Genomic DNA, 15,504 nt, shown 5'->3' on the forward strand with positions numbered 1-15,504 from the left:
ATATAGCCCGCTAAAAAGCGGGCTATATTGCGTACCAGGCTTGGTAACCGCGGTTAGAACAACAGCTCACTCGTTGATGGCTCTTGAACTCCCGTCACCCCCAGGGCATCTTCACCGCTATTAAGGCTTAGTGCTGAGGGCTGGTTCTCGCTTTGCTCAATGATGAGTGATTGAAGATCCATTGAGCCACCATTGAAGGTTAACCGTACTACTTGTTCCCCCTCCTGCAAGTTGAGCGTCACCTCCGGCCCTTGGACATAGTTTCCCCAGTCGCCGCTATTGGGAACGCTAAGCGGGGAGGCTTGTGCGTAGAACACGCCATCTTTCTCAGCGGCGACCGTTATGCTGCGGCCAGACCAAGGTGTCGCGGTAATAAACGAGAAGGTGTGTTCGCCAGCTTCAACGACATCGACGGTGTACTCTACCCATTCATTATTGGCGATCCAACCTATGGCCTCACCGTCGCCAACAATATCCACACCTTCGCCGCGAATGCTGGCGTTACCCAGTTGGGTTTCGCTGCTATCGTTGTAGGCTATGCCCGCGCCACCCTGGTCGTAGTTGATAGCGTCGAGAAACAGGCCGTCGTCGTCAATCAACCAGGGGGTGCCCTCCTCGTTAAAGGCTTGCTGTACGTTCTCACGTTCAAGGGTGAATGATTGGAAGTCCATCAAGTCGCTGCCCGCTGACCCGTTGAAGGTTAACCGCAGGGTCTGCTCCCCGGCCTGTAAATCGAGCAACATACCGTCACTGGCAACAGGGTTGCTCCAGGAGCCAGTGTTGGGCAGCGGCGGTGAGCTGGCTTCCAGATAGAACGCCCCATTTTTTTCGACGGCGGCAGTGATGGTGACATCGCTTGAGGGAGTCGAAGCGAGGAACGATAGGCTGTAAGTGCCGGATTGGGCCACGTCGATGGTGTACTCAACCCATTCTCCAACATCAACCCAGCCGATCGCTGTGCCATTACCGACGATATCAACGCCGCCTTCACGGAAATTGCTACCTTCTTGCTGAGGATCGCTATCGCTGTAAGAGATGCCTTCACCGCCGACATCAAATAGTGCGGCATCCAGCGTGAAGCTGTCGCCCACCTCCCAGGGGGTTCCACTGTCATTGAAGGGTATTTGGCTGCCGGTAGTAGTGATCGGGGCGAGTGAGAACGAGGCCAGGTCTTGGGAGCCGCCGTTAAAGGTTAAGCGCAGCACCTGTTCACCGGCTTCCAGTTCTACCTGTACGCTGTCGGTGGGGACAAAGGTCGTCCAACTGCCGCTGTAGTTCACGCTGACCGGCGAGGCGGTGGTGTAAGGGCTATCTCCTTGGGCGAAGGACGCAGTAATGGAGCGTGCGGCACCACCGGTCGACCCCAGCGCCGAGAGGAAGGAGAGCTCGTAAGTGCCTGCCTGAGCCACATTGAGCGTGTACTCGACCCACTCATTGTTTTCGATCCAGCCGATGGCCGAACCGTCACCGACGATGTCCATGCCATCGCCCCGGAAGTTGCTACCTTCCTGATTCTCGCTGCTGTCGTTGTAGGCAACATTCTGGCCGCCGCTATCGTAGTTGACGGCATCCAGCACGAGGCCTTCATCCTCTACCAGCCATGGCGTTTGGTTAGTGTTGAAGGGCTGTTGCTCCTCCTCTCCCAGGTCGATCGCCTCGAAGCTGAACGACTGCAGGTCAAGCTGGCCGCCGTTGAACGTCAGTCGCAACACTTGCTCGCCAGCATCAAGATCGAACTCCAGTGGGCCAACCGTCTGGAAGCTGGTGAAGCTGCCGGTATTGGGCAGGTTGATCGAGGCACTGCTCTGGAAGTTGCCATCCTGCTCAAAAGCGGCGGTGATGGATTTTCCATTTGATGTTGCCGAGGTGAGGAAGCTCAGTGCATAGGTGCCTGCCGTTTCAACATTGAGCGTGTACTCGACCCACTCGCCATCGGCGATATAACCCAAGGCTTCGGTGCCGTTGGAGATATCCACCGCTTCGTCGGAGCGGAACGCTGCACCCTGATGGGCGGTGGTGGTGTCGTTGTAGGCCACGCCCTGGCCACCGTTATCGAACAGCTTGGCTTCCAGCGTCAATCCATCCGCCCCGAGTGTCCACGGCGTTTCGCCTGTATTGTAAGCAGTTTGCTCTACAGGTGCCTGGTCATCCAGGAAGTTCGGAATGCCATCGCCGTCACTGTCGTCATAGAGATCGATGCGGCCGTTGCCATCGGCATCCTCCACCCCGGTGGGGTCATAGGTCTGAACATTCTCGACCAGGAAGATATTGTCGTTGTAGTCGTAGTTCACCCCCGCATAGTCCTGAATCACGATATAGGTATTGGGAATGACGTTGCCTGCTGCGTCTTTCGCTACGTAGACGCGAATCAGGTGGCCGTCGTTTTCGTCCCAGTTCAGGTTGGTGCCGGGGCTGCCGATAGCATCGATGGTGTCTTCGTAGAGGTTGGCATCGGGGTCAGACCAGGAGATGTAGCCTTGGCGACCGGTAATGTCCGCAAAGAAGCCAAAGGGCGCGTCCCGATCCAGAGTGGTGGTGGTCAGCAAGTCGCCACTATTGAGTGCCCGCGGCAGCAGCGTTTGCCCATCCTGCTCGTCGTGGGCCAGTATCTCGTCACGATCCCGGCTATCCACATCGTGGATAAACAGTCGCGCCACATCGCCTTGGGTATGATATGCCGCCAACTGGGTGATCTTGATCGGCGATTGACCGTCGGCACGCTGGAAGTAGGGCGAGAGAATCTCATCCCCGTTCGCTTCCACCAGCCCGCCCTGATTCATCTGCCCCTCGGCTACATTGGTCGAGAAGCCGAAGGCGTCGATGATCTCCTGTACCAGCGGCTCCTGGCCATTCTCCGACTGGCCCTGGGCAATCCCCGCCAGCTGGATCGTTTTGGTTCCCTCATCACCGTCGTTTGAGTTAATGGTCAGCGTGGACTCATACAGCGTACCGTCATCGAAATCCTCGGCGATAAAGCGAACGGTGACATCCAGTGTGCCGCCGGCGGGAATGATCAGGTTTTCGGTGGCTCCCACGATCTCAAATAGGCTCGGATCGGAAATTGCCAGGCTGCTGATCTCCAGGTCGGCGAAGCCATCGTTGGTGATGGTAAAGGTCGATTCGTCGTGGAACACCTGGCTGGCGTTGGCCGGGTTTTCTATTCGGCTCATCACCAGGCGATCATCCGAGGGTACCCCATCCAGGTTGGTGATGGAGATCTCGCCGCCGGAAACCGGTGAGATCCCTTCAATGACAAACATGTTGTCGTTGTAGTCATAGTTGATGCCGGTGTAATCCATCACGCCCAGGTAGGTGTTAGGGATTACGTTGCCATTGGCATCCAGTGCCTGGAATACCCGCACGGTATAGCCACGTTCGATGTCTTCCGCCCCTGGCGGTACCGTGCCGCCTCCAGTGGGATTGAGCGACGGGTCGGTTGAGAGATTGGCAACCTCGATACCAAAGATATCGTTACCGATCCAGCCGTCGGGGATTTGGTCGCGAGTGAACGTTGCCGTCGCGAATTGTCCATTGGCCTTGATAGGCAGTAGCGACTGGTTATTGTCGCCTGCATGATCGGAAAGGATAATATCCTGGTTTTTATTGCCGGGATTATGAATCCCCAGTGTTGCTCCACCGTTGCCGTGGTAGGCCGCCAACTGGGTAATCGTGGCCGACTCGAAGCCATCGGCTATCTTCCAGTAACGTGACATCACCTCGTCATCATTGACCGGCCGGTAAAGGTCGAAGTCGTTGAGAACCGAGTTCTCGCCACCACCTACGGTGGTTAGCCCCTGGATGACGTTGCCAAAACCGAACACTTCCCAGACCTCGTTGACGTTGGGCTCCCAGCCGCCTTCGTCACGCGCCTGCCAGAAGCCTGCCAGGTGCACTTCGGCGACGGGGGTGTCCGCATCGTTGGTGACCAGGCGCAGCGTTCCCTCGAAGACGCCGTCGCCGGCATCGTTAGTGGGTGGCGTATAGGCCGCGCGGTCAAACAGCACTTGCACGTCAATCGATTCTCCTGCAGCCAGTGTCAGGCCAGCGAAGATATCGGGATCGACGAGAGTGAAGGGGCCATCAAGATCGGTGTCAATAAAGACCAGCTCATTGGTGCCGGTATTGCTGATGGTGACCGTGGCATCCTCTTTATAGTCACGGTTAGGGTTGGAGGCGCTGTCGTTCTCCAGGTAGCTGAAGTGCAAGCGGTCGGAGTAGTAGGCCGCATCGTTGCTCTGGATACCGATATCCGCATCGGGGTTGCCGGGGGCGGGCGAGATATCGAGGTAGTCGATTTCATCGACGCCATCCGCCGTGGAAACAACCCGCAGGTTGTAGGTGAGTCCCGCCTGAAGCTCGATATAGGCGGACTGCTCGCCGGCCTCGCCAACGCCTGGGAAACTCATCTCATCCACCGGCTGCCCGTTGAGCAGCAGCGTCAACGCACCACCATCCGGTGCGCCCGCATTGGCGGCCAGGTCAAGTTTGTAGGCGCCGTCCTCATTCACCGTGAAGTAGAAGTCGGCGGTACGGTCATTGACAGCCCGGGCACTATCGCCGCTTTCAAGCTCGATACGGCCACTGCCATCAATGTCTGCGTAAACGGGCTCGAAGGTATCCAATGGGGTATCCGCGATGCGCAGCAGGTCGACATTGGGGCCATTGGCCCCCGGGGCTGTGACGGTAATAGTATTGCTGCCTGTGCCCAGGGTTAACTCGGTTGACTGGAAGAACCAGTTATCCTCAGCTTCGTTACTCTGACCTGGGAAATTGAGCGTGCCAATATCGATACCGTTGACGGTGACTACCATTGGACGGTCAGCCTTGGAGGCTGCCAGGGCATAGCGGAAGCCAACGTCGTAGGTGCCAGCCTCATCGACCTCTACTGTCCAGGTAATACTCTGGTCGCTGGTGCCATTGAAATCGACGAACCCTTCACCCGAGGCGTTGCGGTCATCCTCACTGTTGGTGATAATCACCGGCCCATCGAGCTGAGCGTTTTCAGCTTCGTAGTCGGTGTAGCCGGGCGATGTGTCTTCGGGGGCCTGTAGGATCTCCAACTGGTCGATATTGGGGCCCGTATTATTGACGGCCTGGAAGCGTACCGTATTAAGCCCTGATACCAGCGACGCTGGGATATCCAGCGTTAGCCACTCGTTCCAGGCGTCGTCGCCGGTCACACCCGTTGGCGGGCTGAAGTTGAAGGTGCCCACGCTGACATTATTGACGAACACTTCCAGCGGGCGGTTTACGGTGTCGCCGTTACCGTAGCGAACTCGCAGCACTGAATCACCCGCATCGGCCCCTGATAGCTCGAAACTGAAGGTGATAAAGTCGCTATTCGTACTGCCAAAATCGGCATAGCCGCCTAATACGCCATCGGTATCATCATTGTTACCGTCCAAACCGAAGGCGCCAGGGCGCACACCGGTTGGCTGGTTGGCTTCGGGGTTATTCACCGTGCGGATCTGAATCTCAGCACCACCACCTTGAGCAATTGATACGCTGGTACCATCGTTGGGCGTATTGTCTTCTGCCTGAATAGTGAGTAGCGACACCAGCTCATCATCAGGCTCTTCAGGATCGACAATGACGCCACCTGGCGCTGGGTCGAGGCGAATGATCTGGCTCTGACCGTTGTTGCGGTTCAGCGTCAGCAGGTAGAGCTGGCCGGTGGCCGGGTTTTCGATAATATCCAGCGGGTCTATGTAGGTGATAACGTTACCATTCACATCGCGGAGCACTTCGTCCCCAGTGATGTTGCCTGCGGCGTCGAAAGTAATGGAGCGTATATCGTCACCACCAGAATATTCGGTGAACAGCACGCTGCCTTGCAGGTTGCCGCCAAACACGCCGCTGGTGTACTCGGTGACGCCGTTGGGAGAACGGTTCTCGCCTAACGAATAGATTCCCTCGATGTCGTAGTTGGGGTCAGGGTCTTGGCCGGCAGGGTAGTTACCTACCTGGTTGGCATCGTTGCCTGCGGTTGGGTTACCGCCATTGAGGATAAACTCATCGCGCAGGGGGTTGGGATGTCCGTAATAGCTTCCTTCCTTAACCGTAAACAGGTAGTCGTCCTGTTTTTCGACGTTACTTACGTACTCATTTTGCGGCGTCGAGGGGTCATCCGGTACGTTGCCGCCGGCCGCCGAGCCGTTGGTCGGGACGTAGAGATTGCCATTGGAGTGCCACACCAGGTCATAGGCATTGCGTACGCCGGTGGCAAAAATCTTGACCACAGCGTCATCGGCGAAAGGATCATAATAACTCTCGATCAAGTTACCATCGGAATCCTCTACTGTTGCGGTACCGTTGGCCGCGAAGACCAGAAAACGGTCATCACCCATGGCAATCGGGTCTGCCTTGAAATCAACGCCGTCATCGTCGGTGAAACGGCGGTTGAAGCCATCCTCAGGCAAGGGCTCGGTGGTCACATCAAAGCCACCTGCTGGCGCTTCACGGGTCGGATCTATTTCCATGACAGCGGCACTGAGCAGGCGCTCAGGACGGTTACCCCAAGCACTATCGGGTGCCCCCATCGCCGAGTTCGATCCCTGAAGTAGATACAGCAAGTGGCTCGGTACGTCTGGGTTGGTGTTGGCGTCGAATTCGGGGTTGGCGCGGAATTCGAGGCTATTGGTAACGTGGTCGCCGTTGGAGCGCGGCAGTCCGGTGATATAGGCTTCAGCAGTGGCGTTGAAAGCGTCACCTTCTTCCAGGGTAATCTTGGAAATGCGTCCACTGAAATCGGGGACGCCATTATCACGCCCTTCAAGTGGAATCGGATAGTTATCGCTTACCCACAGGACATTGGGATCGGTAGGGTCGAAGGTTAGGCCGATAATGCCCCGCGATCCTGCCGAATCCCCTGCAAAATAGTCGAGTGCCAACACTTGCTCATTGGAGAGCGCGCCGGTTTGCGGGTTAACGTCGTAACGCTTGATCTCGCCCAGCATATTCGAGATGTACATCTTGCTACCATCAGGTGATAGCTCCAGCGAGGTGAATTGGTAAGCGTTGTCAGCAGCGCCGTTGAGCTCAATGACATCGTTGAACGCTACTTCTCTTGGCACAATTTCAGAGGCTTCACCGGTGACAAAAGTGTTGGTGAATTTCTGAAATTCCCGGGTCGGTGCGTCTGGGTCGTCATTGGCGCCACGATCCTGAAAGCCTTCGATGACCAGGGTGTAGCTGGTGAACTCTTTGAGCATGCTGTTGGGAGAAATCGTCAACGAATCGAAGCCGCCGGTAGTGTTGACGTTGAGAGCTACCTCTTCGCCGCTGACAGTTTCGAAGAGCCGTACGGAGCCGTCACCTAAGCTTTCCAGCAGAGCACCACCACGGCCATCGACGACCGAGATGCCCACGAAAATATCCGAATCGGGATCGACGCCGGTGGGGGGCGTGCCGTCTTCGGCGTCTAACTCGACCCGAATCTCGTTCTCGCCCACTCCGGCGATAGCACGCGGGTCGGTGAAGAAGGCGTAATCTTCCGGTGCCTCACGGTCATCCTCCGGTGTCAGGTCGGGAATCGACTGGATCTCGATATACTGGATCTCGGTATTCTCACCCAGGCCAATCGAATCCAGGGTCAGGCGCCCATCGGTAACTTGCACCACCCGGGTGACCAACTCGGAGCGGAAGCCTTCGGTGTCGTTGCTGGGGTTGCTGTCCGCGGGGAAATCATCCGGCCGTAGCGGTGAGAAGGGCGTATTGAACTGCTCTCCCTCTGCGTTGATCAGGTTGACGCTGTCATATGGGCCTGAGGTATCGCCGATAGCAATGGTGACCTCGTAATAGCCGTCGTCCAGTTCCATTTCCCAGCCGGCGCGTACATAGCCTTCCGCGGGCTGATCGAAGTGAGCGTAGGTGCCCTGGCGAGGATCAAGCCCGGCAATCTCATCGGTACGGTCGTTGACGGCGACACTGGAGAGGGTATTGATCGCCATCGGTATAGTGCCATTTTCGGTGCCATCGGCGATGGAGGCCTCGGTAACCCAGCCGTACTGGTAAACTTGGCCATCGATCTCGACGGATTGATCGCCAAACGCTAAGCCGGTATCGGCGATATAGCCTTCCGGAGTGGCAAAGCCATCGGGCTCGAAATTAATCTTGACGGCAAAGCGCTCACCTGGCTCGACAACCGGTGGCTCTTGAGTACCCTCTCGGCTGACGCTCAGGCTATCAATATTGGGGCCGGCATTACCGACGTTCTCCAGCCGGATGGTGTTGTTGCCCGCCATCAGTTCCAGCTCAATGGTGGCGTCTTGCCAATTCACCCAGCCGTCGTTGCCTGCGCCAGTGGTGGGGAAGGCCAGTTGGCCCTGGGGGGCGCCACCTACCAGGAGAGTCATCGGTCGGCTAGCCCCGGCGCCATCACCGTTGGCATAGCGCACATTCAGGGTATAAGTGCCCGCTTCTTCGACGGCTACCTCAAAGAAGGCCGCATCACCGGCTTCGTTGCCCATATCGAGGTAGCCGCTGCCGGTAAAACCATCCCATAGGCCGTCCGGGCCAGCGGCTGCATTGGTTTCGGGATTGCTAGCGTCGCGAACCACTGTATCAGGGGTAGGCTCATCATCGTCGATGGTGAGCGCTTCACCCTGAATCTCAAACAGGAAGGGCTCGGTGGGTGTTTCACCGCCGTCGTCCTGCTGGTAGTTGAAGATAATCTGATCGATATTGGGGCCGTTATTGACACCGCCATCGGCCACTGCCGGTATGGCAAATGAGACGCTGTTGGGGCCAGCTTGAAGCTCCATCTCCACTTCAAGCTCTAGCCAGCTATCCCATGGGTCGTTGACGCCATCATTGACTGCCGGCGGAAAAGCCGCTTGGGGAACAGGCGTTCCATTGATCATTAGGTCAAGGGGGCGGGGCCCTGCGCTACCGTTGGCGTAACGAATTACCGCGGTGTAGGTGCCAGCTACCTCGGTTTCAACGTTGAAGATAACTTCGTCGCCGGGGTTTGTGCCAAAGTCCATATAGGCACCACCGACGGCTCCTTCGCGGTAATTAGTGAAGGCATCGGGATTATTAGGATCTACCACCCGCGTGAAATCGGCATTGGAGGGTAGGCCACTATCATTGACGGTGACCAGAGCAGCATCCTCTGCCTGGATAACGATGGGCGCGACAGTGTCTGGAACGGCATCATCCTCGCTTACGCTACCGCTGGCCGTCGCGGCGGCGCTGTCGATGGCGAAGCTGTCACCGGTGGCGCCGATAAGCGCGACCGTGACGGTTTCGCTACCGTTATCTTCGTCGTCGTTGGCGACATCAACCGCTAGGGTGGCGGCACCGTCGATAAAGGTGACCGTGCGGGTATCGGCAACGCCATCAATTTCCAGGGCAAGCTCCACGTCACCGCTAAAAGCGTTTGAGGCGCTCAATGCAAAGCTCAGCGTAGTGACGCCCTCATCGCCACTCTCTACCACCTGGTCGGCATCGGCGATGCCCAGCAGGATAGTCGGCTCCGGCTCGCCGCTGTCCGTGGGCACAAACTCGATATAGTCGATGCGTGCGTACTCCAGCGCCGTCGAGCTGGCGCTGAGCGATAGGGTAGCGTCATCGCCCACGGTCACGTCGGCAAAGGTGGCAGTGCGAAAGTTTTGTGGCTGAACACCGTTGCCGCTGTCAGCGTCGTCATCGAATGTCCAGCTGCCGCTGAAGCTCTCGCCGTCGGCGTTACCGATACTTAGTTGGGCAGTGCTTTCACCGTCGCTCTCGTCGACGTAACCGACGATGACGGTATAGGTACCGGCGGCCACCTTGCCCTCCAGGGCGTAGCTGGCGGTACCTTCGCTGTTTCCGGGCAGACGAATAGCTTGGCCGCCATCGGCGGCGGCGATGTTTTCGATGGTGAAGGTGGTGGCAGTGTCGAACGCTTCGGCCTGTAGGCGAATTGATTCTACGGGGGGCTCTACTTCGTCATCTTCGCTTACGCTACCGCTGGCCGTCGCGGCGGCGCTGTCGATGGCGAAGGTGTCACCGGTGGCGCCGATAAGGGCAATCGTGACGGTTTCGCTACCGTTATCTTCGTCGTCGTTGGCGACATCAACGGCTAGGGTGGCGGCACCGTCGATAAAGCTGACCGTGCGGGTGTCGGCAATACCATCAACTTCCAGGGCTAGCTCCACGTCGCCGCTAAAAGCGTTTGAGGCGCTCAACGCAAAGCTCAGCGTGGTGACGCCTTCATCGCCACTCTCCACCACCTGGTCGGCATCGGCGATGCCCAGCAGGATAGTCGGCTCCGGGTCTACACTGCCCGTGGGCACAAACTCGATATAGTCGATGCGCGCGTACTCCAACGCCGTCGAGCTGGCGCTGAGCGATAGGGTAGCGTCATCGCCCACGGTCACGTCGGCAAAGGTGGTAGTGCGAAAGTTTTGCGGCTGAACACCGTTGCCGCTGTCAGCGTCGTCATCGAAGATCCAATTGCCGCTGAAGCTCTCGCCGGTGGCGTTACCGATACTCAACTGGGCACTACTTTCACCGTCGCTCTCGTCGACATAGCCGACGATGACGGTATAGGTACCGGCGGCCACCTTGCCCTCCAGGGCGTAGCTGGCGGTGCCTTCGCTGTTTCCGGGCAGGCGAATGGCCTGGCCGCCATCGGCGGCGGCGATGTTCTCGATGGTAAAGGTCGTGGCAGTGTCGAACGCTTCCGCCTGGAGGCGGATGGGATCGGCAGGCACTACCGCTTCGTCATCTTCACTGACGCTACCGCTGGCCGTCGCGGCGGTACTGTCGATGGCGAAGCTGTCATCGGTGGCGCCGATAAGGGCGACCGTGACGGTTTCGCTACCGTTATCTTCGTCGTCGTTGGCGACATCAACCGCTAGGGTGGCGACTCCGTCAGTGAAGGTGACCGTGCGGGTGTCGGCAACGCCATTAATTTCCAGGGTAAGCTCCACGTCACCGCTAAAAGCGTTTGAGGCGCTCAACGCAAAGCTCAGCGTGGTGACGCCCTCATCGCTACTCTCTACCACCGGGTCGGCATCGGCAATGCCCAGCAGGATAGTGGGCTCCGGCTCCACGCTGCCGGTGGGTACAAACTCGATATAGTCGATGCGTGCGTACTCCAGCGCCGTCGAGCTGGCGCTGAGTGACAGGGTAGCGTCATCACCTACGGTCACGTCGGTAAAGGTGGCAGTGCGAAAGTTTTGCGGCTGAACACCGTTGCCGCTGTTGGCATCGTCGTCAAACGTCCAATCGCCGCTGAAGCTTTCGCCTTCGGCGTTGCTGATGCTCAGTTGAGCAGTGCTTTCGCCATCGCTCTCGTCGATATAGCCGACGATGATGGTATAGGTACCGGCAGCCACCTTGCCATCGAGTGCATAGCTGGCCGTGCCTTCGCTGCTGCCGGGTAAGCGAATAGCTTGGCCGCCATCGGCGGCGGCGATGTTCTCGATGGTGAAGATTGTGGCAGTATCGAACGCCTCCGCCTGTAAACGGATGGGATCGGCGGGCTCGGGAGGAGGTGTAACGCTATCTTCAACATCACCAACGGCAATGACGAATGTTTCGCTAACACTCGCACCCGCCGGGTCAGTGGCGGTTATCTCGACGCTGACCGAGGTTGTCGTTTCAAAATCAAGGCTTGTGCCGCTTTTCAAGCGCAATACGCCGCTGACATCTACCTCGAAGCGCTCGTCGCTGACAGTAAAACTATGGGTGTCGTCATCCTGGTCTTCCACAATGAGCTGACCAATAACGGCGCCTTCCTGGTTTTCCAGCACGCTGTTGTTATCTAGCAGCAGGGCTGTGGGTGCGGAAGGCTCTGCCGCCACCAACGCCATCTCAATTTTATCGATATTGGGGCCGTTGGCGCGGCCGCCCAGCCGCAGTAAGTTTTCGCCAGCGGCTAGCGTGAATTCGAGTGTTTCTGTCGTCCAACCTTCCCATTGCGTGGCAGCGGGCGTACTGGTAGTTACGCCGCTGGGCAGATCACCGAGATCATCGGGCATATAAAGGGCGGGCGTTGTTTCTGCAAATGCAAAGGTGCCAATACTCGTTAAGCCGCTGCCTTCGACCAGCGACAAATCAAGCGGCCTGCCGCTGGAACTGGCATAGGTCACGGTCATGGAATAGGTGCCTGCGACGGGGGCTTGATAAACAAATTCCCCATAAGCATCTACATTGCCAAATGCCCAATCCAGGTAGCTAGCCTCTTCGGCACCTACTCGAAAGGTGTCGTTGAGGCTTACGATATTGGCGGTAGTCACCGGGCGATTGGTATCGATGCCATCTGGGGTTAGGTCGGGTTCTGGTGACAAAAAAAGCTCTTCGCCTTGGATCACCTGACTGCCTAGCGCGGGTTTGCGGATCTCGAGATAATCCACATTGGGGCCGCTGAGGCCATTTGACGTAAAGCTGACGCTGTTTTGCCCCTCTTGAAGCTGCACAATAATGGTGCGTTCAGCGAAGGTAGTGAAGTCACTTGCATTATTATTGCCTTCGGGGCTGGTACTGCGTAGGTCAAACATGCGATCAACCAACTGATCATTCACTTCTAGACGCAGAGGGCGGTTACGTTCGCTGGCGACAGCATCGTTGTTTCGACTCAAGGCGTAGCTTACCGCCAGTTCATATTCACCCGCCTCCGGGACATCGATATTGAAGGTAAGAGTTTCACCACTCGGGCCGACAAAATCGGCATAGGCATTGCCATCAGCATTAACGGCATTGGGTTCACCGACGGCGGACGTGGTCACGCCGCCTGTCATAACAGCATAGTTGCTGTCGCCATCTGTATTGTCGGTATCTTCTGCCTGAATACGGATGGGGATGAAAACAGGGGGCACGGGAAGGCTTTCGGTGACTTCAAAGGTGACCGCCTCACTGCCAGCTTCAATTAAGTTGCCTCCACTGTCGAGTGCGCTAATCAGTAGTTGAACGTCACCATTGGTAAGGTTAGGGAGGTTATCGAAGATAAAAGGTGTAGATGTTTTCGTGAGCGTTAGTGACTCACCCTCGCTATTAATGATGGTTAATTCGATTGATTCCGTAAGAGATAACGAATCAAGGGGGGTGTTAATGATAGGAATGATACGGATTGCACTATTTTCTATTTCATCTACTGCCACTGTCTGTGCGCTGTTTAAGCCACGCTGGACTTCACCACTCGCTGCATCGACCCAAGAAATAGAGAACATAAGACACCCCTGTGATGTAATTAGCTAATTGCAGGCAACACCTGGCATATTAGGGTTGTTGATATTGAGAAGGTGCTGAGCATCAGATCCCCATGAGCCGTGTAGTGGCCACCTTGGCTCCATGCTCGTTACAATTTTCTACCTTAGTTAACCTCTCATATCTCACAAGGGTTAAATTTCTAATGTCGTTGTATTGTCTGATTGGTTTATTAAATATTATTTTTAGAAAGTAGAGGGTTATAGCTCATGTAATATGAGTGTTTGGTAAGTTGTTTAGAAATATGGCTAAAAAAATAATTATCTTATAATGAGGATTTAGTTTTTTGGAGTTGATGATTGATTACTATTTGAACTCTTTTTACTGCCTATATAGTCAAGAATGTCATTAGAGAGTTATTAGTTTTTTAAGCAATAGACTGTGGTTGATTCCATCTCGTCACCAGTGTTTAAGGCGCTTTACTCTGATAATATCCATTATGCAGCTATTTAAGATTGGTTTTTCACGCGGTTTATTCTGACCGTAATAGCGGCCAAATTCGTCGGTCACGGCGGTGAGGAGGCTTCCTACGGGGGGCGAGAACCAGTAAAGTGTACCGCTCCTGTCGCCGAGCGGCAGCCATGAGCCTTATCTTGTACGACAGTGCCTAGATCTTGGGTGGTTGGCACTAATGTTTGTAAATTGTGCAGAGGATGGTTGTGAAACTTTTGATATTGGATGCCGGCCACTGCTTAAACTTGGCACTGGCTCGGGAAGCAAGCCGTCGCGCCGATACGGAGTTAGTCATTGAACAGGGTACAATCATTACCGCCTCTCGTCTTGAGGCGATAGCCCCCGACGCCGTGATTATTCCACCGTTGGCCCATCCACTGAATATGGCGCCAGCGGATGTGACGGCGCATGCCGATGCGGTAGATATTTGTCTGGATGCCTGCCAGGCGCAAGACGTAGCGTTGATATGGTGTGTCTCCGATCAGCTCTATGAAGATGGTTTGGATGTCCCCATTGATGAGCATGTGGTGCCCGCGCCACGGGATGATAGCTTGCGCCGTCTGGTGCAGACCGGTGATCGCATCCGTGCGGAGTTTCGGCGTCATTTGATTGTGCGCTTAGGCCCGCTGTTTGCGCTGGAAGGAAGCCATGCGTGGCTAAATGACATCATTGGTGATTTGGTACTCGGGAAGGCAGTGCGCGCTGCGGAGGATGTGATTTTTTGCCCGACCTCCGCGGATGCCGTTGCCATGGCGCTGATTGGCATGCTACAGCAGCAGGTCAGCGGTGCTGAGGCTTGGGGGGCTTACCATCTTGCTGGCACCGAGCCGGTCAGCGCCTTTACCTTTACCTCCATGGTGCGTACTCAGCTGTTAACGCACCTTGAGGGGCGCGGTGAGCAGATTACCCTCGGCGAGGTTCAGCCGCTTAAACATCATCATGATGCAAAGCTACGGCGCGTTTTGAACTGCCGGCGTGTGCTGGATGTGTTTGGCGTTCATCAAAAACCGTGGCGGTTAGAGGCTGGGCGTATGTTGGATACGTGGTGTTTAACCCGTGAAAGTAACCGTGTCAGCAATACAGGAGCGTCGGCTTGATAAATGTGGTTCGCAGCTTGGTCTTTTATGCTGGCTACTTTTTGGCCATGCTGATGGTCGGCATCCTGTTTCTGCCCATTGCGCCGTTTCTTCCACTGTCTGGCCGCTACCGATTGCTTAACTTGTATAACTACTTTTTGATGGTGTGGTTTCGTATTGCCTGCGGGGTGCGCTACGACATCCAAGGGCGGGAAAACCTGCCCAGTGGCCCGTGTGTGATTCAAGCCAACCACCAGTGTGAGTGGGAAACCGTGTTTCTACAGGTGATGAAGCCACCGGTATGTACCGTGTTAAAGCGCGAATTACTGCGCCTGCCAATCTTTGGCTGGGGGTTGCGTCTGCTTCGCCCGATTAGTCTGGACCGCTCGAAACCAGCACGGGCGATGAAGCAAGTGCTTACTCAAGGCGTCGAGCGTTTGGGAACGGGGCTTTCAGTACTGATTTTTCCGGAAGGGACACGGGTAGATCCAGGCATCCGCAAACGCTATAACAAAAGTGGCAGCGTGGTGGCGTGTCGGGCAGGGGTGCCGGTATTGCCGGTGGCTCATAATGCGGGTGAACGCTGGCCAGGCCGCCACTGGGTTAAGCGGCCAGGCGTACTGCGTGTGCGCATTGGTAAGCCGGTTGAAACAGCCGGGCGTATGCCCGATGAAGTGCTTGCAGACGTCGAGGCGTGGATTGAAGCGCAGTTACAGGAAATTTCAGACGTGCCACGGCCTACCTCTCGGTAACCGTCTTTTGCTTATACGTTACGCCTGTA

At 56.3% G+C, this 15,504-nt stretch carries 3 protein-coding genes; 2 read left to right on the plus strand and 1 reads right to left on the minus strand.

All coding sequences use genetic code 11. The features are described 5' to 3' along the window. Positions 1–53 precede the first annotated feature (53 nt). On the minus strand, positions 54–13,157 hold the full coding sequence (locus LMS44_RS00715; protein ID WP_498946644.1) for a carbohydrate-binding protein: 13,104 nt from the start codon (positions 13,155–13,157) through the stop codon (positions 54–56). 696 nt (positions 13,158–13,853) lie between these two features. Between LMS44_RS00715 and LMS44_RS00720 the strand changes: the two genes are divergently transcribed. Both LMS44_RS00720 and LMS44_RS00725 read left to right on the plus strand, forming a co-directional pair. Further along, positions 13,854–14,744 carry a sugar nucleotide-binding protein gene (locus tag LMS44_RS00720; protein WP_022520898.1) on the plus strand — a complete coding sequence of 297 codons (891 nt, stop codon included), beginning with the start codon at positions 13,854–13,856 and terminating at the stop codon, positions 14,742–14,744. Continuing rightward, the gene (locus tag LMS44_RS00725; RefSeq protein WP_476488840.1) at positions 14,741–15,475 is read left to right on the plus strand and encodes a lysophospholipid acyltransferase family protein; all 735 of its coding nucleotides are present in this window, start codon (positions 14,741–14,743) and stop codon (positions 15,473–15,475) included. Before LMS44_RS00720 ends, LMS44_RS00725 begins: the two co-directional genes overlap by 4 nt. The last annotated feature ends 29 nt before the right edge of the window (positions 15,476–15,504 follow it).

It is taken from the genome of Halomonas profundus, assembly GCF_020865425.1.
Taxonomy (GTDB): Bacteria; Pseudomonadota; Gammaproteobacteria; order Pseudomonadales; family Halomonadaceae; genus Vreelandella; species Vreelandella titanicae.

Bases quoted from the DNA above. Each gene is read 5' to 3' on its own strand.
- LMS44_RS00715 (WP_498946644.1), bottom strand. From the start codon at position 13,157: ATGTTCTCTATTTCTTGGGTCGATGCAGCGAGTGGTGAAGTCCAGCGT.